The organism is Lampropedia aestuarii (genome assembly GCF_004803635.1).
GTDB lineage: Bacteria > Pseudomonadota > Gammaproteobacteria > Burkholderiales > Burkholderiaceae_C > Lampropedia > Lampropedia aestuarii.
Genome location: NZ_SSWX01000001.1, coordinates 60,902 through 78,151, shown reverse-complemented (window position 1 = coordinate 78,151; position 17,250 = coordinate 60,902). Strand labels below are relative to the sequence as shown.

Sequence of the window (17,250 nt, the reverse complement as noted above, 5' to 3'; positions counted from 1 at the left end):
GTCGAGACTTTGAATAGGCTCTAAGCCAGCGCGGTGGTGCTGCACGGTTTGGCGATCTCCAGCCCTGCAATGCCTTTGGATGCGGCATCAAAGCAGGCCAAATCGGCTGCGTTCAATTGGGCATCGAGTGCATGCAGCCGCCGCGGCAGTGCGGCCAGGCCCACGCTGATGCTCAGCAGCATGGGCACGCCTTGGTAGCTGGCCTGCAAATGGGCAATCGTGCGCTGCAAATGCTTGGCCAGCTGCTGGGCGTGCTGCGCATCCAGCCCAAAGCAGGCCACTGCAAATTGCTCTTTGTGGATGTGGCCCAGAAGATGGCGCAATGGCAATTGGCTCAAGGCGTTGGTCAGGGCATTGGCGGTGTAGCGCAAGGCCTCATCGCTGAATGCGTGGCTGCCAGCACTGCTTAAGCTGGCAAAGCCATCAATGGCCAAGTACAGCACGTAGCCTGGCGGGGTGGATTGCAACTCGCTCAGGCGCAACTGGCCTGCTAGCAGCGCATGCCAATACGCGAAGGTGGGCAGGTGACAGATTGGGTTGAGAAGCTGCTCTGTCAGCGGCAGCAGATTTGCTGGGCACAGGCGTGCAAGCCGCGCCTGCTCGGCCTCAAACACCACCAAGCGCTGGTGCGGGGCATCGGCGCTGGGCGGATAAATTTGGGCGTAGACCACATGGCGAAAACCCAGGCCATCGATGATTTCAGTCGTCAGGCTAAACGGTTGCAGATTTTGGCCAGCAGCGCCAATCAAGAAACGCAGGCGCTCATAGTCGGCTGGTTGTGCCAGCAATTTGTGGATGGCACGCGGCGTGGGCTGTGCTCTGTCTGCTTGCAGAAACTCCAAAGCTGCCTGGCTCATCGCTTGGATCTTGCTGTGCTGCAGCAAGACCAGGCATTGGCGGGAATGCTTGAGCTGGTCCATGCTCAGGCTCAGGGGCAGGCTGCCTGGTGGTAGTTGGCCGTGTGGTGTTGTCGGGGGTGGCCCCTGGGAGTCAAACGCCTGCTCCGCATTGCCCGGCGTCAGGCCTGCATGTCTGTGGGAGTGGCTGGATTTCAATCGATCCGAATTGGCGCTGGCGCCCGGCTGCAATGTGAAGCTGTCTGGCGTAGGCCCAGTCCTGCTGCGCTGGTAGACGCAGCTGCGCCAAGCCAGCAGTCCCAACCCTAGAGCCAGGCTCAAAACCAATAGCGCCCAGCTCAACGCCTCATCTTCGGTTGCCAGACTCAAGGCTTGGCCCCCGCTCCAGAATTCTGAGGTCTGTGTTTCTGCTTGGGCGATTGCTAAACCCATCTGCCATGTGGTGCCTGGAATACGCTGCCATTGCAGTGCGTAGTCCATCTGAGACCGAGGCGGGTTTGCTGCTTGCCACTGCATTGAAGTTTGATTGAGCAGTGCTTGTAGCTGCTCGGTGTCTTGCCCGGCCGAGGTGGCCAGCAATTGTTTGTGGGCATTGATGATAAATGGCCCGAGCACCGCTGCGTTCGATGGCAGGGGCAGCGTGTACTGGCCATCTGGGGTGTTCAGACAGCCAATGCCATCGAGCGATAAATAGCCACTCAATGGCGTCAGGGCAACCAATACAGCGATCGGCACACCTTGCTTGTTCAAGGCCGGGCTGGCATGGACTACGCGTGTTTGGCCTTGTTCGACCAGGTATGAGATTTCAATACTGGTGGTGAGCTTGTGCGCAAGTATTTCGCTGAACTTGCCAGCGACTGGGCCGGTGAGCGGTGTGGCCACTGCTGCTTGGCCAGGACGCAGTAACCAACTGACCAAATCGGCAGGTGCAGCATTTGAGGAGGAGGCACTGGGCAAAAACACCAGCCAGGTTTCTTCAAACAGTCGACTCACCAGATCGCCGTGGCTGTTAAGCCATTGCTTCTTGGCAAGGCTGTCGTTGCTATCGACAAAACCCAGCGTGTACGCATAGGCATCGAGCAGGCGTTGTTTGTCACTCAGGGCCTGGTTGGTGAGTTGTGCGGTATAGCGCAGCAGCGACGGCTCTGCGTTCAGCGATGTAGTGACTGCCGGTGTAGGAACGCTTTGCTTGAGCACAGTGCCCAGCAGGTATGCCAATGCTATTAGCAGGGCGCCCACGCCCAGCACGATTGCCCATACCCAGCGCGGCAGCTTGAGGCCGCGTTGTGGATTGGGGGCAAGGTGAAGTGGTGTCACTGTTTCCCTATGGACTGCTGGGGCCCTGATCACAATCGCCATGCAGCCCTGTAAGGCGCCTATACGGTGGCAGTAATGGCGGCCTGCTACTGCCCATGTGTGTGAGGGGGTAAACAGGCCATGCCGCACTGCGCACTTGGCGGCGCAAGGTGTTGTTGGAGCCCCAGCGCGAATGGCGTGGAGATTTTGAACCGCTTAGACGCATCTGATCATAAAAAACCCCAGCGCTTACAGGCAGTCGTGCCAACCCTATTAGGGATGCTCAGCATACGCAATCCTTCGGCTCGCGTGTACGCCAGCACGCATTGGGTGCTGATTTGAACCGGGCGTGCATCGACGGCAATGAATCTATTCTGATGATTGGTCAGTAATTAGTCAGACATAAGTCAGCTTCAAGTCAGATTGCATTGCAAAAGGCATAAAAAAGACGAACAAATGCGTAAGCATTAGGGGTTTCCTTGTAATGACAACACAGCTGAAGCGCGAGAATTCCGCCGGTGAAAGCTTCAGTGGCATTGTTTTGACCTTGTGCAATACAGGAGCAGGGCAATCGCCTGTTGTCGAGTTAAAGCGCGTTTTTTAGGAGTTTTGCGCATGCTCATAAAAAGTCAAAAAGATTTTTTTGCTGGCTTGATGTTTACCGCAATCGGTGTGACCTTTGCGGTTGGCGCAACCAATTACACGGTGGGGTCAGCGGCCCGTATGGGGCCTGGCTACTTTCCGATGATTCTGGGAATCTTGCTGTCTATCCTGGGCGGGCTGATTGTGCTGGCATCGATCTTCAGAAGAAACCCTCCGCCAGACGGTGACCCGATTGGCAAATGGGGTTGGAAGCCTTTGTTCTATATCCTGGCGGCCAACTTTGCTTTCGGTATTTTGCTGGTGGGTTTGCCTTCGGTGGGCATTCCCTCTTTTGGTCTGATCGTGGCGATTTTTGCACTGACGATTATTGCCAGTCGTGCAGGCCATAACGTTTCGTTCAAGTCCAGCGTGATTCTGGGTGCCGTATTGGCGCTTGGCAGTTACTTGATCTTCATCAAGAGCTTGAGTTTGGTGCTGCCTGTGTGGCCCAGCTTCATTGGATAAGCGCAGCGGAGAATAAATCATGATGGAAATGTTTGACCATTTGGCGCTGGGTTTCAGCGTCGCACTGACGGCGCAAAACCTGCTCTACGCTTTTGTCGGTTGTTTGTTAGGTACTTTGATTGGTGTATTGCCAGGACTGGGCCCGGTGCCCACGATTGCGATGCTGCTGCCAATCACCTACGGCTTGGAGCCTGTCTCGGCCCTGATCATGTTGGCCGGTATTTACTATGGCGCCCAGTACGGCGGCTCGACCACGGCGATTTTGGTGAACTTGCCAGGTGAATCGGCCTCGGTGGTGACGGTGATCGATGGCTATCAGATGGCCAAGAAGGGGCGAGCGGGACCAGCGTTGGCCGCGGCCGGTATTGGCTCCTTCATCGCCGGTTGCTTTGGTACCTTGGTGATTGCAGCGTTTGCTGTGCCATTGACTGCTGTGGCGTTCATGTTCGGCCCGGCTGAGTATTTCTCGCTGATGGTACTGGGCTTGATCGGTGCGGTGGTGCTGGCTTCGGGCTCGTTGCTCAAAGCGATTTCGATGATTGTGCTGGGTCTGCTGTTGGGCATGATTGGTACCGACATCAACTCTGGTGTTGCGCGTTACGCCTTGGATATTCCTGAATTGACTGACGGCATCGACTTCGTCGTGATTGCGATGGGGGTGTTCGGCTACGGTGAGATCATCGCCAACTTGGCCCGTCCAGCAGAGAGCCGCGACATCATGGTCACCAAAGTGACCGGTTTGATGCCAACCAAGCAAGACTTCAAATTGATGGTTCCTGCGATCTTCCGCGGTACTTTGCTTGGCTCTGTGCTGGGTATCTTGCCTGGTGGCGGTGCTTTGTTGTCATCTTTTGCGTCCTACACACTGGAGAAGAAAACCAAATTGCGTCCGGGCGAAGTGCCGTTCGGTCAGGGCAATATCCGCGGTGTGGCTGCGCCTGAATCGGCGAACAACGCTGGCTCACAAACTTCCTTCATTCCATTGTTGACATTGGGTATCCCACCTAACGCGGTGATGGCTTTGATGGTGGGTGCGATGACAATCCACAACATCCAGCCGGGCCCTGAGGTGATGACCAACAACCCTGAGCTGTTCTGGGGCTTGATTGCATCGATGTGGATCGGTAACGCCATGCTGATCATCTTGAACCTGCCATTGATTGGCATCTGGATCAAATTGCTCACCGTGCCTTACAACTGGCTGTTCCCATCGATTGTGCTGTTCTGTGCATTGGGTGTTTACACCACCAATAACAACGCTTTCGACATCTGGTTGGTCGGTATTTTCGGCTTCATCGGTTATGTGTTCCATAAACTGGCCGTTGAGCCTGCACCGCTGCTGTTGGGTTTTATCCTGGGTCCGATGATGGAAGAGTACCTGCGCCGCGCCTTGCTGCTCTCGCGCGGTGACTGGAGTGTGCTGATCAATCGCCCAATCTCTGCTGGCTTGCTGATTGCTGCAGGCCTGCTGCTGTTGATTGTGCTGCTGCCATCGATTCGCAGCAAACGTGAAGAAGCATTCGTCGAGGATTGAGTGGTTTAAACGCTCAGCCAATACGTCAAAACCGCCTGCAATAGGCGGTTTTTTCATTCCTTTGCCGTGGTGCACTGGCTGTACACCGAGCGTGGCACGATGGACGCAAGCAAGGCACAATGTGGCGCTGTTGTGAATTGAGGTCGCTGGTGGCTTTAGATGCCGCCAAGCGTCCAAATCATTTTAAGGAAAGTGGTCTCTCACCATGAAATTGGGTATCGAAGGTCGTTGGGCGCTGGTGTGTGGCTCCAGCGCAGGTTTGGGTCTGGGATGCGCACGGGCGCTGGTGCAAGAGGGCGTCAACGTCGTCATCAATGGCCGAGGCGGAGTGCGTCTGAACAAGGCTGCCGATGAGCTGGGCAAGCTGGCCCGAACCTGGGCGCAAGAGCGCGGTAAAAGCCAAGCACCGCTGGTGCTGGCGGTTGCTGCCGACATCACCACACCCGCAGGCCGTGAACAGGTATTTAGCGTGAAAGAGGGGCCAGGCATCGCGTTTGACATTGTTGTCAATAATGCCGGCGGCCCGCCTCCTGGCGATTTCCGCAATTGGGGCGATGCCGAGTGGTTGGCTGCAATCCAGGCCAATATGTTGACGCCCATCGACATTATCAAAACCGTTGTTGATGGCATGGCCGAGCGTGGCTTTGGCCGCATTGTCAACATCACCTCCAGTGCAGTCAAAGCACCTATTGACATCCTGGGCTTGTCCAATGGCGCACGCAGCGGCTTGACAGGCTTTGTTGCAGGCCTGGCGCGCTCTGGCATTGCCGCCAAAGGGGTGACGATCAACAACCTGCTGCCAGGCAAATTCGACACGGACCGCCTCAAAGGCAATTTCGCAGTAATGGCTGAGAAATCCGGTCAGACCATTGAACAAGTGCGCCACCAACAAGCCGCGGCCATTCCGGCTGGACGTTTGGGGCAGGCTGACGAGTTTGGTGCTTATTGCGCCTTCCTCTGCAGCCAGCAGGCGGCCTATATCACCGGGCAAAACTGTCTGATTGATGGTGGCAGCTACCCAGGCACGTTCTGAGGTCGTACATACGTTCAGATAGGCACGGCGCCAGCTTGGCTGGTGTGCAGGCAGTGCCAGCGGCGCTGCCTTGAGTCGATTTCCAAATCCAATACACAAGGAGATATGTTCATGGTCAAGGCGGTGCAAATTCAGCAATTTGGTGGGCCTGAAGTCATGCAGATCGTTGATCTGCCCGTTGGCCCAGTCCAAGCAGGGCAGGTGCGTATTCGCCACCATGCGGTTGGTGTCAACTACATCGATGTCTACCACCGCACAGGCCTGTATCCCAATGATTTGCCACTGGGCCTGGGCATGGAAGCTGCTGGCGAGGTGCTGGAGGTCGGCCAAGGCGTTGAGCACCTGCAAGTCGGTGACCGGGTTGCTTATGCCAGCGGGCCGATTGGCAGCTATACCCAGGAGCGCGTGATGCCTGCGCAAAACGTCTGCCGTCTGCCCAAGGAAATCTCCTATGAGAGTGGCGCGGCGATGATGCTCAAAGGTCTGACTGCGCAGTATTTGCTGAAAAAATGCAAACCTGTTGAAGGCCTGGAGCCGGGCGATTATGTGTTGTTTCACGCCGCCGCCGGTGGTGTTGGCTTGATTGCTTGCCAATGGGCCAAACTGCTGGGCTTGCAATTTATTGCGACGGCCGGCTCGGACGAGAAATGCGCGCTGGCCCTGGCCAATGGCGCCCGCTATGCGATCAACTACCGCAAAGACAATTTTGTAGAGCGCGTGCGCGAGATCACCGGTGGCAAAGGCGTGAAGGTGGTATATGACTCCGTGGGCAAGGATACTTGGGATGGCTCGCTCGATTGCCTGCAAGCCTTTGGCTTGATGGTCACCTTTGGCAATGCCTCTGGGCCTGTGCCCGCGTTTGCCCCTGCCTTGCTGGCGGCCAAAGGCTCTTTGTACGTGACGCGCCAGACCTTGTTTGCGCACACTACCTCGCGCGAGCGCACACAGGCCATGGCCGATGATTTGTTCGCCGTGGTGGCCAGTGGCGCAGTGAAAATCCATGTGGAGCAGCGCTTTACGCTGGACGATGTCCAGCAGGCCCACCGCCAGTTGGAAGCGCGGCAAACCATCGGCTCAACGATTTTATTGCCTTGAGCGGCATGCAGTGCGCCTTGCAAACGGGTGACGCGCTGTATTGAAGCCATTAAAAAAGCGCCTACAAGGCGCTTTTTTAATGAGTGGCAGAGACGTCGGCTTATTTTTCGACGTTTTTACCGATCAAGCCAGCCAGTTCAAACATGGTGATCTGGTCTTTACCGAACAATGGACGCAGCTTGTCGTCGGCATTGATGTTGCGTTTGTTCGCTGCGTCTTGCAGGTTATTGGCTTTGATGTAGTCCCACAATTTTTTCACGATTTCAGTGCGTGGAACTGGAGTTGCGCCAATCACAGCGGCTAACGCAGCATTCGGTTTGAGAGGCTTCATGAATGCCGCATTAGGAGTGCGCTTTTGGGCTGTAGCCATTGTAAGTTCCTTAGAGTATTAGGTTGACAAATGCCATGCAAGCACTTGCTTGATGAGGCAAAGGCTGATGCTTGGAGTTTAGCTGCTGCTTCACATCCTTGTGAGCATTGCAGGTCAGTGCAATCGAAAAAAGTCGCTGCTGCGAACAGACAACCTGATTCTAGCGCTTGCTGTGCGATCTTCCATTTTCGCCGCAGCCCAGTCGCGTCAGAATGAATCGAAAACGACTCAGGTGACATGTTTGAAATCTGCGAACTGCCAGCGGTGAGAGGCGATTGTAAATATGAAATCTGTCCCACTGTATCCAGTTCGTGCAAAGAGCGCGAAAAACCTATGAAACAAAGCGCATCTTTGTATCGATCCGCTGGTTTTTTGACACTTGGCTGGCCGTCAACAGGTATTTGGGCGATGTGCAGAGCCTGCCTTGGCATCAAGAGCGCGGATCGCGCGCGTGCTCAGCGTGCTCTGTATGCGGCCAGCGGCAGATTTGGCAAAGCAGGCGCCAACATGTTCTTGCGGTCTGGTAGTGCGGTTACAATCGATGCTGACTATCATTCTCATTAATCAAGCTATTGCTGTGCTGCTGCCCCGATCATCCATTGGAGCTGCGGTGCTTTTGGCGTTTTCAGTGTGACCACTATGCGTGCTTTGCTTTCTCGTGTCGGTTTTGCAACCAGTGAACAAACAGTGGCTTTGCAGCCAAAGACGGCCCAGACTGCTGCTGCTGCTGCTGCTGCTGCTACTCGCGTCAAGCACGTATTCCAAGCCTGCGCAGCAGCTTCGGCTCTGGTCTTGATCGGCATGGGCGTGGCACTGCAGGCCCAGGCGCAAAGCGCAGCCGCTCCAACAGTGGCGGCGCAATCAGGCCAGCGCTACGAGTTCGTGCAGCTCAAAGGCAGCACCAATGTGCCTTTGAATCCTCAAAAAGTGGTGGTGTTTGATTTGGCCACGCTGGATATGCTGGACGCCTTGGGCGTCGATGCAGAGGTGGCTGTGCCTGCTTTCAAGATGCCAGAGCATTTGAAAGCCTACGAAGCGGCCAGCGTGCCCAAGGTGGGCAGTTTGTTTGAGCCCAATTACGAGGCCATTCGTGTGTTCTCGCCCGAGGTGATCTTCATTGGCCGTCGCAGCGAGGCGCGCCAAGCAGAATTGGCCAAACTCGGCCCTACGGTCGACATGGCCATTGACGAGAGCAATGCGGTAGAGAGCGTGTTTGCCAATCTGCGCAAACTCGGCGAGTTGTTTGGCAAGCAGGGCCAGGCCGAGTCCTTGATCCAGCAAGCGCAAAGCGAAATCGAGGATTTGAAGGCCATTACCCCTCATGCAGGTAAAGCCATGCTGCTGCTGGTCAGTGGCGGTCGCATTAACAGCTATGGCCCAGGCTCGCGCATGGGCGTGCTGTTTGATAGCTATGGCGTGCAGCCTGCCCAGGCCAACAGTGGTGATGCACGCCATGGCCAGTCGATCTCGTTCGAGTTTATTTTGCAGGCCAATCCCGATTGGCTGCTGGTGCTCGACCGTGACAGTGCGATTGGCCGTGAAGGCGCAGCCGCTGAGCGCTTGCTGGACAACGGCTTGATCAAGGCGACCAATGCTGGCAAGCAATCGCAGATCGTCTATTTGAATGCGACCAACTGGTATGTGCTGGACAATGCCGGCATCACGGCGCTGCGCCAGAACGTGCGCCAATTGCACCAGGTGTTCGCCAAAACTGCTGGCGGCACTGCGACACAATAAGCTGCCATGCGCTGATTGAACGTGGTTTTCCTTTGAATGACCGATTGAGCTTTTGTTTCCATTGTTTGCATGCCAGTGACTTCTCTCAAAGACCAGCGTGAAAGTCTGTGGCGGCGCGCCTTGCAGGGCACAGGCGCCTACGTGCTGGCCTGTCTGGTCCTGTGTGGCCTGGCGCTGTGGAGCACGCTGGTTGGCGCCAGTAGCATTTCATTGCGCGATGTGCTCAACCCCGCAGCCAATGATGTGATTGCACAAGTGCTGTTCATCAGCCGCATTCCCAGAACCTTGGCGCTGCTGCTGGCGGGTGCCAGTATTGCAGTGGCTGGCATGATCATGCAAATGGTTGCACGCAACCGCTTTGTCGAGCCAGCGACCGTGGGCACCGTCAGTGCTGCCAGCTTGGGCATGCTGGTCGTGGCCTTGGTGGCGCCTGGCATGGCTTTGCTGGGCAAAATGCTGATTGCCGCCTGTTTTGCCTTGGCAGCCACAGGCGTGTTCTTGCTGATCTTGCAGCGCATTCCGATGCGCAGCGCCCTGGTTGTGCCGCTGGTTGGGTTGGTATTTGCTGGTGTGATTGAGGCCGTGACCTCGTTTCTGGCGTACCGCTTTGACATGCTCCAAGCGATACGCGCATGGACGGTTGGCGATTTTTCTGCGGTGCTGCAAGGCCGGTATGAGTTGCTCTGGGTGTCCTTGGCCTTGACGGTGGCGGCTTTTTTTGCCGCAGACCGTTTCACGGTCATTGGCATGGGTGAATCGGTGGCCACCAGTTTGGGCGTCCATTACGGTCGTTGGATGTTTGTCGGGTTGCTGATTGTGGCCATGGTGACCTCATCGATTGTCGTCACCGTGGGCGTCATTCCCTTTTTGGGTTTGATCGTGCCCAATGTGGTCAGCCTCTTCATGGGCGATCAAATGCGCCGCTCGGTGGTCTGGGTGGCGATTGCAGGTGCGGCCTTGATGTTGCTGTGTGACATCATTGGCCGCTTGGTCATCCATCCGTTTGAAATCCCGATCGGCACCATCATGGGCGTGTTGGGCAGTGTGTTGTTCCTGGCATTGCTATGGCGCAAACGCGCGGAGCTGGGGTAATTGTTGATGGATGCACTGACTCAAGCTTCTCGTGCTGGCACAGCTGGCCGCGCGTGGTCTGGCCGCCTCACCGGCATAAGCCCAGGTGTCAAACTGGGCTTGCTGGCGCTGCTCGCGCTGGTGTGCGTGCTGATGTTCATGACCATTCAGGTCAAAACCGACTGGGCGTTTGTGTTGCAATACCGTGGCAGCAAACTCGCTGCCATGGTGTTGGTGGCCTATGCGGTGGGGGTTTCCACCGTGCTGTTTCACAGCATCACGCACAACCGCATTCTGACGCCGGCCATCATGGGCTTTGATGCCTTGTATTTGTTGATCCAGACCAGCCTGGCCTATGTGTTTGGGATGCAGGCCGTCTCCACGTTCAGCCCCACATGGAAGTTTGCAGGCGAAACAGCGGTGATGGTGTTGATGGCCTTTGTGCTGTTTCGCGCACTGTTTTCAGGCGCTGTGCGCAGCTTGCATTTGATGCTGCTCGTCGGGGTGGTGCTCGGGGTCTTGTTTCGCGCGTTGACTGGGTTGATGCTGCGCCTGATTGACCCGAGTGAATTCGGCTCCTTGCAAGACCGCTTTTTTGCCAGTTTCAATGTGGTTGCCGTCGATTTGCTGCTGGCGTCTAGCGTGGCTCTGGTGCTGCTGAGCCTGTTTTTGTGGCGCATCCGCCATAGCTTTGATGTCATTGCCCTGGGGCGCGATATGGCCATCAGCCTGGGGGTCGACTACCAAAAGCGTGTGATGCAGATTTTGTTTTGCATTGCCGTACTTGTTTCGATCTCGACCGCTTTGGTGGGGCCAGTGACCTTCCTGGGCTTGCTCGTGACCAATCTGGCCTACCAGTTCATTGGCAATATGCGCCACCGCTATACCTTGGCGGCCTCGGTGTTGCTGGGGGTGGTGGCTTTGGTGGGCGGTCAACTGATCTTGGAATATGTATTGGGCTACAACTCGGCCTTGAGCATGGTGATTGAATTCATTGGTGGCATGGTGTTTTTGTTATTGCTCTTAAGCGGTAAAAAACGCTGAGTGCGCGAGTGGGGGGACTGGAATGATTGAAATTGAAAATGTCACCAAACGCTATGGCCAGACGGCTGTTGTCGACCGTGTTAGTCTGACAATCCCCAAGGGAGGTGTGACCACTTTTATTGGTCCCAACGGTGCAGGCAAATCGACTTTGCTGTCGATGATCAGCCGTCTGATGCCAATGGACAGCGGCCGCATTCTGATCGATGGCATGGATGTCAGCAGCACACGCAGCGATGTGCTGGCCAGGCGCTTGGCGATTTTGCGGCAGGACAACCCGATGTCTTTGCGCTTGACAGTGCGCGATTTGATTGCGTTTGGACGCTTTCCGCATTCCAAAGGGCGCTTGAGCAGCGACGACGTGGTGCATATTGACCGTGCATTGGAGATGCTCGAGCTAACACCACTGGCTGGCCGCTATTTGGATGAAATCTCGGGCGGCCAGCGCCAACGTGCATTTGTGGCAATGGTGATGTGCCAGGACACCGATTACATCTTGCTTGATGAGCCGCTGAACAATCTCGATATGCACCATGGCGTCAGCATGATGGGCTTGCTGCGCAACCTGGCCGATGAACATGGCAAAACCGTGGTCGTGGTGATTCACGACATCAATTTTGCATCCACCTATTCAGACTGCATCGTGGCGATGAAAAATGGTCAGCTGGCCTCTATGGGCACGCCCAAAGAGTTGGTGCGCCCCGAAGTGCTGCAGCCGCTGTATGAGCTCGACATTCAGGTCCATGAGATCCATGGTCAAAGAATCTGCGTTTACTACCGCTGAAAACGACTGACAACGACTGGTTTGTGCATGCGAAAAGGGGCCATTAGGCCCCTTGGTGTTTGAGTACGGGTCTTTTAGAGCCTGTTCTTTGTTGAGATGATGAACAGGTTCTTAGGAGGCCGATGGCGGCTCCTTACCCAGCAAGAACAGCGACAGCGAATCGCCCAGCCAGATTTGAATATTGTGCTCGCGCGCATAACGCAGTGCTGGCGGGCTGAGCTCGCCGCCTGCTGCGATGTACAGACCCTGGTTGATGCCAGTGGACTCCATGGCTTCGGCCAATTGGCGCAAGGGCTCCAGGCCATGTACCGAGGCTTTCCAGCGGCGCGCATACACCAGTGTGTACTTGCCATCCTGGGCAATGCGCCAGTCTGCGCCCGCGTGCTCAGGCTGGCTGGCATGGATGCCCAGGATGCGCCAGGACTCATTGGCTCTTTTGGCAAAACTGTCCCAGTTCATGTGCCCAGCTTCTGCCAAAATCGCTTCGCGACGCTCTTGGCTAGGGGTTTGCAGCTGCCGCCACAGCGCCACCACACCCACAATAAACAGCGGTAAGGTGCCGACGATGGCAAAAAACACATATTCGCGCGGGATTAAGGCCGCGAGCAGTGCAGACAAAGCGATGGCCAGCATAATGCTAATCCACCACGGTGAACGTAGCAAAAGACCAAAAAGAGAATGGCGTGGAATTCTGAATTTCACAACGTATTGCGATGTAAGTGATAGAGAAGAAGCGGGCTGGCTGCTGGCTGCAGCAGATCGTTTTTATGTATTGTGCGCAAATCGCAGCGTTCTTTTTGGCGTGGTTGTCGTCATTGGCCCTTTATGGCTGCGCCTTGCATGAGAGGCTTGGCATCCGATGCCGCGGGCCCTCAGGCCGCACCGATGAAGCCAGCCATTTTATCGATGGACAACCATTGCGTTTGATCTCCCTTATTTGAGGAAAGTACTATTCCAATATGGCAGTGCAGGAACAAGCCCTGCTCGCAGAACTGGCGAGTGTAAAAGATATTTATACAGGTGAGGGGTTTGTCGTAAGCAAACGCATCCAAAACCTGCAAATTGACGGGGATCGTGTGTCCCTCAAAGTGCTGATGCCGTATCCGGCGCGCTCACAGCACGTGCAGATTCGTGCCGACATAGAAGCGGCGGCCCAGCGCGCGGGCGCAGCCAGCGTACAGGTGGAGTTTGAGCTCAAGGTCGCTGCACACGCGGTGCAGCAAGGCGTGCAATTGCTGCCACAAGTGCGCAACATCATCGCGGTGGCATCAGGCAAAGGCGGTGTGGGCAAAAGCACTACCGCAGTCAATCTGGCCTTGGCATTGGCACAAGAGGGGGCCCGTGTCGGTATTTTGGATGCCGATATTTACGGCCCCAGCCAGCCAATGATGCTGGGTGTGCAGCAGCGGCCGGAAAGCGACGACGGCAAAACCATGCATCCGGTTGAAAACCATGGCATCCAAGCGATGTCGATTGGTTTCCTGGTCAAACAGGACGAAGCCATGGTCTGGCGTGGCCCGATGGCCGTGCAGGCGCTGGAGCAAATGCTGCGCCAAACCAATTGGCTTGACCTGGATTACTTGATCATTGACATGCCGCCTGGCACCGGCGATATCCAGCTGACCCTGAGCCAGCGTGTGCCATTGACTGGCGCGGTGATTGTCAGCACGCCCCAGGACATCGCGTTGCTCGATGCCCGCAAAGGCATTCGCATGTTTGAAAAAGTCGGTGTGCCGATCTTGGGCATGGTGGAGAACATGGCTGTGCATATTTGCAGCCAATGTGGCCACAGCGAGCACATTTTTGGTGAAGACGGTGGCAAACGCCTGGCCGCTGAAATCGGCATTGACTACTTGGGCGCTTTACCGCTGGACATGCAAATCCGTTTGCAGGCCGATGGTGGCGCACCCACGGTGGTGGCAGATCCTGCGGGCAAGGTGGCAGGTTTGTACCGCGATATTGCCTTGAAAGTGGCGTCCAAAGTGGCCCAGCGCAGCAAAGACTACAGCCACAAGTTTCCATCTATTACGATTAGCAAATCGACTTGATAGCACGCATGCGCCAAGTGGCCGGGCTTGCTCCGGCCACTTGGCGATCAGCACAGCATTGGCCAATCGCACACCGTGCGTTGGCCTTTTTTTGTGAATCGAGGCTGAGCGGCGTAGGCCGCTTTTTACCTGCGTCTTGCTACCTGCGTCTTGCGAGTCGGACGCTCAGGCCCTGCAGGTCTTGGCACAAACACAAGGCATTGGCCGTTTGTTGCTGGGGGTATCCGCTATGGGCAGCTGAACTCGCATCAAGGGTAGCGCTGGCGCGTTTGGTCAAGCGCTTGGGCAGTAGCGGTAGCGCTGTTTTGCGCACGCTGGCTCCTTTGGGCGCCGCTGGTCGCCACAATCCGCAGGGCCTTGGCTAGGAAGCTGTCAGCCATGACGGCCAGCCGCCGGAGCATGCAGTTGACAGCGCTGGGCGTGCACAATGCGATGCCTTGTTTGGCCGCCTGCAGCAGTCAGGCGGGGTTCAAACCAGCTTGCAGTGCGCTCAAGCCAGCGCGATGCGCTGGTAATACCCGCCTGGCATCCGCTGCACCTGCTGCGTCAATTCCAACTCCAGCAATTGGGCTTGCAATACTGCTGTAGCCAGTCCTGTGCGGGCTTGCAGTTGCTCTAGTGGCACAGGGTCGTAGCCCATCGCCTCCAAGAGGGTGGCGGCGCTGTTGTGTTTGTGTTCGGATTGCTTGAACTGATCTGGCATTGCTGGTGGTGTTGCGTGGTGTGTCAGGCTGGCTGCCTTGGTGAGGGCGCTGGGCGCTTGTGCGGTGCGCTGCGTGGCACGCGCTGGTTTTGCCACTGTGGCTGATCTGATGTCCGTTGGCAAGCTGTTTGCGATGCCATCTACAGCAGGGGCAGGCAGGCCAAATTCCGCCAAAATATCGCCCACCTGGTCGACCAATTGTGCGCCTTGTTTGATCAGACCATGGCAGCCTTTGGATTGGAGCGCGTGGATCGAGCCGGGAATCGCCATCACATCGCGGCCTTGCTCTGCCGCCAGCCGTGCTGAAATGAGTGAGCCGGATTTTTCGGTTGCCTCTACCACCAACGTCGCTTGCGACAGACCAGTGATGATGCGATTGCGTTTGGGGAAGTTGCCAGCCAGTGGGCCAAGGCCCAGTCCGTACTCCGTCAATAGCAGGCCGCAGTTGGCAATGCGTTGGGCCAAATCTTGGTGGTAATGGGGGTAGATGCGGTCAATGCCCGTGCCCATCACGGCCACCGTGGCCAAGCAGCCTTGCGGGGCATTTGTCAGTGCGCCAGCATGGGCTGCGGCATCGATTCCCTGGGCCAAACCGGAAACTACGCACAGGCCCGCTTGTTGCACTGCGGCGCTGAAGTACAAGGCGTTGTGTTGGCCTTGTGGCGTGGGAGCACGGCTGCCGACTACAGCCAATAACCCCAGGCATTGCTGCCACCACAGTGGTGCGTTGGACTCCAGCAGGGCACTGGCACCCAACGCATACAGCAACAGTGGTGGGTCGGCAATTTCTTTGAGTTGCGCAGGATAGCGCGCATCCGCTTGGGTAATGAGGGCTTTCTCCAGCGGCACATGGCTTGGCCATGGCACGGGGCTGTGCAGCCATGCAAACACGGCCTCATGCGCCAAGCGTTGCTCGGGGCGCAGGGCCTGCCGCAGCGCTATGGCGTAGCGTTCGCTGCCCAACACATCGGCCAGGGTGTTTGTGGGTTGCGCAAACACGGCGCTGGCCGAGCCAAATTGCCGAATCAAGGTGTTGGCGCGAAATGGCCCGATGCCTGGGCAGTTCTGCAGGGCCAGCCAGGGGGCAATATGGTGCTCAAATTCCTCTCGCGTCATGCAGCTCTCCTTGAGGTGGGCAGAGGCGCTGCGTGCTGCAGCAGGTCAGTTGTGCGTGCGAAGGCCCAGGCGCGAGTATAAAAAAAACCGCCAGGCTGGCCTTGGCGGTTGTTGATCAATGCTTGCCTACGTGGGCAAGCTGGGGTGTATCAGGACGGGCTGGTGAGCTTATCGCCGACGTTGACTGCGTCGGTGTTGTCCATGATCAAGCCGTACGAGACACGGTCAAATACGCGGAAAATCAGCAGCACTCCATTGGGCTCATCGGGCAAGCGAATGCGTGCATTCGGCCCGCTTTCTGGATCACGGGCCAGTCGGCCACTTTTGAGCAATTGCAAAACCTGACCAGGTTCAATGCCATTGTCGCGTCCCAGATTGACTGCGACGACCTGGCCCGAGCTGGCGTTAGAGAGGGCGACATCGGCATACAGCGAGACCACACGGCCAGCCGTATCCGCAGGCGGCAAGCGTGGTACAAAGCTGGCGTAATCGGCATCTTCCTGAATCAGGTCGAGTCGGTCGCCAATCCGCACTTCCGCTGCCGACTTGGTGATTTGCATCGTGGCTGGGCGGTATTCTTCCAGCGCTTTGCCGTTTTTGTCGGTCACTTCTTCAAAGAACTCATCGCGCACAATGCGCGCCTGGCCGACGAATTCGCCTTCGTAACCCAGCACCTCTTTGGTTTCAGGGTCAAGCAAGGGTTTGGCCTGGCGGAAGATGGAATAGTTATTGGGCGCGCCATCGCGGGTTGACAAGGGCAGGCGGTCACTGCCACGCGCATAGATGGTGTCGCCTTCGCCAGAAATCAGGCGTTCATGGGCAGAGGCCAAGATATCGGGCAGGCGCTCGAGCTCTGACTCGTCCTTGATGACCGGGCGCACCAGGAAGGGCTCAATCAGGTCGCGACGAATGGTGGGCAAGGCCGTGGCAGACAAAGGCTCTGAACGCACCGAGGGCGAGAGCTTGAGGGTGCTGGTGGCGCTTGGATCGACAGAAAGCCTGGCCATGCCGTTGTCGATGCTCAAGTGCAGCACTTGGCCTGGATAAATCAAATGCGGGTTGTGAATCGCATCCAGGTTCATGCCCCACAGCTCAGGCCAGCGCCAAGCCTGATTCAGGTACAGCGCTGAAATGCCCCACAGGGTATCGCCACGTTTGACGGTGTAGGAGCTGGGTGCATTGGCATTCAAGGCCGACACAGGAACGCCTTGCGCCGCCACTTGGTTGGCAAGCTGGGCCTGGTTGGCTGTCACAGGATAGGTGGGAGTTTGCGCGTTGGCCCAAGCACTGCAAAGCAGCAGGGCAGCAGCCAGGGCAAGGCTTGTTTTATCCGAAAAACGGCTGAGGCTGTATTGAATTTTTATAGGTTGGTTCAAAATCATGGTGATAAACAAGCCTGAATCAGACATTGAAATGCGCCTTAGGAGCAACACAGTATCCTAGCAGCCAAGCAGCATG

At 56.6% G+C, this 17,250-nt stretch carries 14 protein-coding genes; 9 read left to right on the top strand and 5 right to left on the bottom strand.

The window, feature by feature from the left end; translation table 11 throughout:
• Nucleotides 1-20: 20 nt before the first annotated feature.
• On the bottom strand, nt 21-2,174 hold the full coding sequence (locus E8K88_RS00325) for a GGDEF domain-containing protein (protein ID WP_168797199.1): 2,154 nt from the start codon (nt 2,172-2,174) through the stop codon (nt 21-23).
• A 594-nt stretch (nt 2,175-2,768) separates the two neighbouring features.
• Between E8K88_RS00325 and E8K88_RS00320 the strand changes: the two genes are divergently transcribed.
• The 4 genes from E8K88_RS00320 to E8K88_RS00305 all read left to right on the top strand — a co-directional run bounded on the left by E8K88_RS00320 (nt 2,769) and on the right by E8K88_RS00305 (nt 6,922).
• The gene (locus tag E8K88_RS00320) at nt 2,769-3,260 is read left to right on the top strand and encodes a tripartite tricarboxylate transporter TctB family protein (protein ID WP_136404648.1); all 492 of its coding nucleotides are present in this window, start codon (nt 2,769-2,771) and stop codon (nt 3,258-3,260) included.
• A 22-nt stretch (nt 3,261-3,282) separates the two neighbouring features.
• Nucleotides 3,283-4,794 (top strand): tripartite tricarboxylate transporter permease, encoded by a 1,512-nt coding sequence (locus E8K88_RS00315; protein WP_136404847.1) that lies wholly within the window; start codon nt 3,283-3,285, stop codon nt 4,792-4,794.
• 205 nt (nt 4,795-4,999) lie between these two features.
• Complete coding sequence (locus E8K88_RS00310) at nt 5,000-5,827, top strand: SDR family oxidoreductase (protein ID WP_136404647.1); 828 nt, start codon at nt 5,000-5,002, stop codon at nt 5,825-5,827.
• Nucleotides 5,828-5,938: 111 nt separating this feature from the next.
• On the top strand, nt 5,939-6,922 hold the full coding sequence (locus tag E8K88_RS00305; protein WP_136404846.1) for a quinone oxidoreductase family protein: 984 nt from the start codon (nt 5,939-5,941) through the stop codon (nt 6,920-6,922).
• A gap of 100 nt (nt 6,923-7,022) precedes the next feature.
• Here the strand turns inward: E8K88_RS00305 and E8K88_RS00300 are convergent, their stop codons facing one another.
• Nucleotides 7,023-7,292, bottom strand: coding sequence for an SWIB/MDM2 domain-containing protein (locus E8K88_RS00300; protein ID WP_136404646.1), 270 nt, complete (start codon nt 7,290-7,292; stop codon nt 7,023-7,025).
• Nucleotides 7,293-7,931: 639 nt separating this feature from the next.
• Here E8K88_RS00300 and E8K88_RS00295 point away from each other — a divergent pair.
• The 4 genes from E8K88_RS00295 (at nt 7,932) to E8K88_RS00280 (ending at nt 11,925) form a co-directional block, all read left to right on the top strand.
• The gene (locus E8K88_RS00295) at nt 7,932-9,029 is read left to right on the top strand and encodes a siderophore ABC transporter substrate-binding protein (RefSeq protein ID WP_136404645.1); all 1,098 of its coding nucleotides are present in this window, start codon (nt 7,932-7,934) and stop codon (nt 9,027-9,029) included.
• A 69-nt stretch (nt 9,030-9,098) separates the two neighbouring features.
• On the top strand, nt 9,099-10,121 hold the full coding sequence (locus E8K88_RS00290; RefSeq protein ID WP_136404644.1) for an ABC transporter permease: 1,023 nt from the start codon (nt 9,099-9,101) through the stop codon (nt 10,119-10,121).
• A gap of 6 nt (nt 10,122-10,127) precedes the next feature.
• A complete protein-coding gene (locus E8K88_RS00285; protein WP_136404643.1) occupies nt 10,128-11,144 on the top strand; it encodes an iron chelate uptake ABC transporter family permease subunit in 1,017 nt (338 codons plus the stop codon).
• Between the two features lie 22 nt (nt 11,145-11,166).
• Nucleotides 11,167-11,925, top strand: a complete 759-nt coding sequence (locus E8K88_RS00280; protein ID WP_136404642.1) for an iron ABC transporter ATP-binding protein — start codon at nt 11,167-11,169, stop codon at nt 11,923-11,925.
• Between the two features lie 111 nt (nt 11,926-12,036).
• Here the strand turns inward: E8K88_RS00280 and E8K88_RS00275 are convergent, their stop codons facing one another.
• Nucleotides 12,037-12,558, bottom strand: coding sequence for a restriction endonuclease (locus E8K88_RS00275; RefSeq protein ID WP_136404641.1), 522 nt, complete (start codon nt 12,556-12,558; stop codon nt 12,037-12,039).
• Nucleotides 12,559-12,884: 326 nt separating this feature from the next.
• Here E8K88_RS00275 and apbC point away from each other — a divergent pair, with 326 nt between their 5' ends.
• Nucleotides 12,885-13,973, top strand: coding sequence for an iron-sulfur cluster carrier protein ApbC (gene apbC, locus E8K88_RS00270; protein WP_136404640.1), 1,089 nt, complete (start codon nt 12,885-12,887; stop codon nt 13,971-13,973).
• 490 nt (nt 13,974-14,463) lie between these two features.
• Here the strand turns inward: apbC and dprA are convergent, their stop codons facing one another.
• Both dprA and E8K88_RS00260 read right to left on the bottom strand, forming a co-directional pair.
• Entirely contained in the window at nt 14,464-15,792 is a 1,329-nt protein-coding gene (gene dprA / locus E8K88_RS00265; RefSeq protein WP_136404639.1) for a DNA-processing protein DprA, read from the bottom strand.
• Between the two features lie 149 nt (nt 15,793-15,941).
• Nucleotides 15,942-17,201 (bottom strand): LysM peptidoglycan-binding domain-containing protein, encoded by a 1,260-nt coding sequence (locus tag E8K88_RS00260; RefSeq protein ID WP_136404638.1) that lies wholly within the window; start codon nt 17,199-17,201, stop codon nt 15,942-15,944.
• Between the last annotated feature and the right edge of the window lie 49 nt (nt 17,202-17,250).

What these genes read in the sequence shown, in the direction of transcription:
- E8K88_RS00320 (WP_136404648.1), top strand. Translation starts at nt 2,769, where the DNA reads ATGCTCATAAAAAGTCAAAAAGATTTTTTTGCTGGCTTGATGTTTACC.
- E8K88_RS00290 (WP_136404644.1), top strand. Translation starts at nt 9,099, where the DNA reads ATGCCAGTGACTTCTCTCAAAGACCAGCGTGAAAGTCTGTGGCGGCGC.
- E8K88_RS00260 (WP_136404638.1), bottom strand. Translation starts at nt 17,201, where the DNA reads ATGTCTGATTCAGGCTTGTTTATCACCATGATTTTGAACCAACCTATA.
- E8K88_RS00275 (WP_136404641.1), bottom strand. Translation starts at nt 12,558, where the DNA reads ATGCTGGCCATCGCTTTGTCTGCACTGCTCGCGGCCTTAATCCCGCGC.
- E8K88_RS00300 (WP_136404646.1), bottom strand. Translation starts at nt 7,292, where the DNA reads ATGGCTACAGCCCAAAAGCGCACTCCTAATGCGGCATTCATGAAGCCT.
- apbC (WP_136404640.1), top strand. Translation starts at nt 12,885, where the DNA reads ATGGCAGTGCAGGAACAAGCCCTGCTCGCAGAACTGGCGAGTGTAAAA.
- E8K88_RS00295 (WP_136404645.1), top strand. Translation starts at nt 7,932, where the DNA reads ATGCGTGCTTTGCTTTCTCGTGTCGGTTTTGCAACCAGTGAACAAACA.
- E8K88_RS00280 (WP_136404642.1), top strand. Translation starts at nt 11,167, where the DNA reads ATGATTGAAATTGAAAATGTCACCAAACGCTATGGCCAGACGGCTGTT.
- E8K88_RS00315 (WP_136404847.1), top strand. Translation starts at nt 3,283, where the DNA reads ATGGAAATGTTTGACCATTTGGCGCTGGGTTTCAGCGTCGCACTGACG.
- E8K88_RS00305 (WP_136404846.1), top strand. Translation starts at nt 5,939, where the DNA reads ATGGTCAAGGCGGTGCAAATTCAGCAATTTGGTGGGCCTGAAGTCATG.
- E8K88_RS00310 (WP_136404647.1), top strand. Translation starts at nt 5,000, where the DNA reads ATGAAATTGGGTATCGAAGGTCGTTGGGCGCTGGTGTGTGGCTCCAGC.
- E8K88_RS00285 (WP_136404643.1), top strand. Translation starts at nt 10,128, where the DNA reads ATGGATGCACTGACTCAAGCTTCTCGTGCTGGCACAGCTGGCCGCGCG.
- dprA (WP_136404639.1), bottom strand. Translation starts at nt 15,792, where the DNA reads ATGACGCGAGAGGAATTTGAGCACCATATTGCCCCCTGGCTGGCCCTG.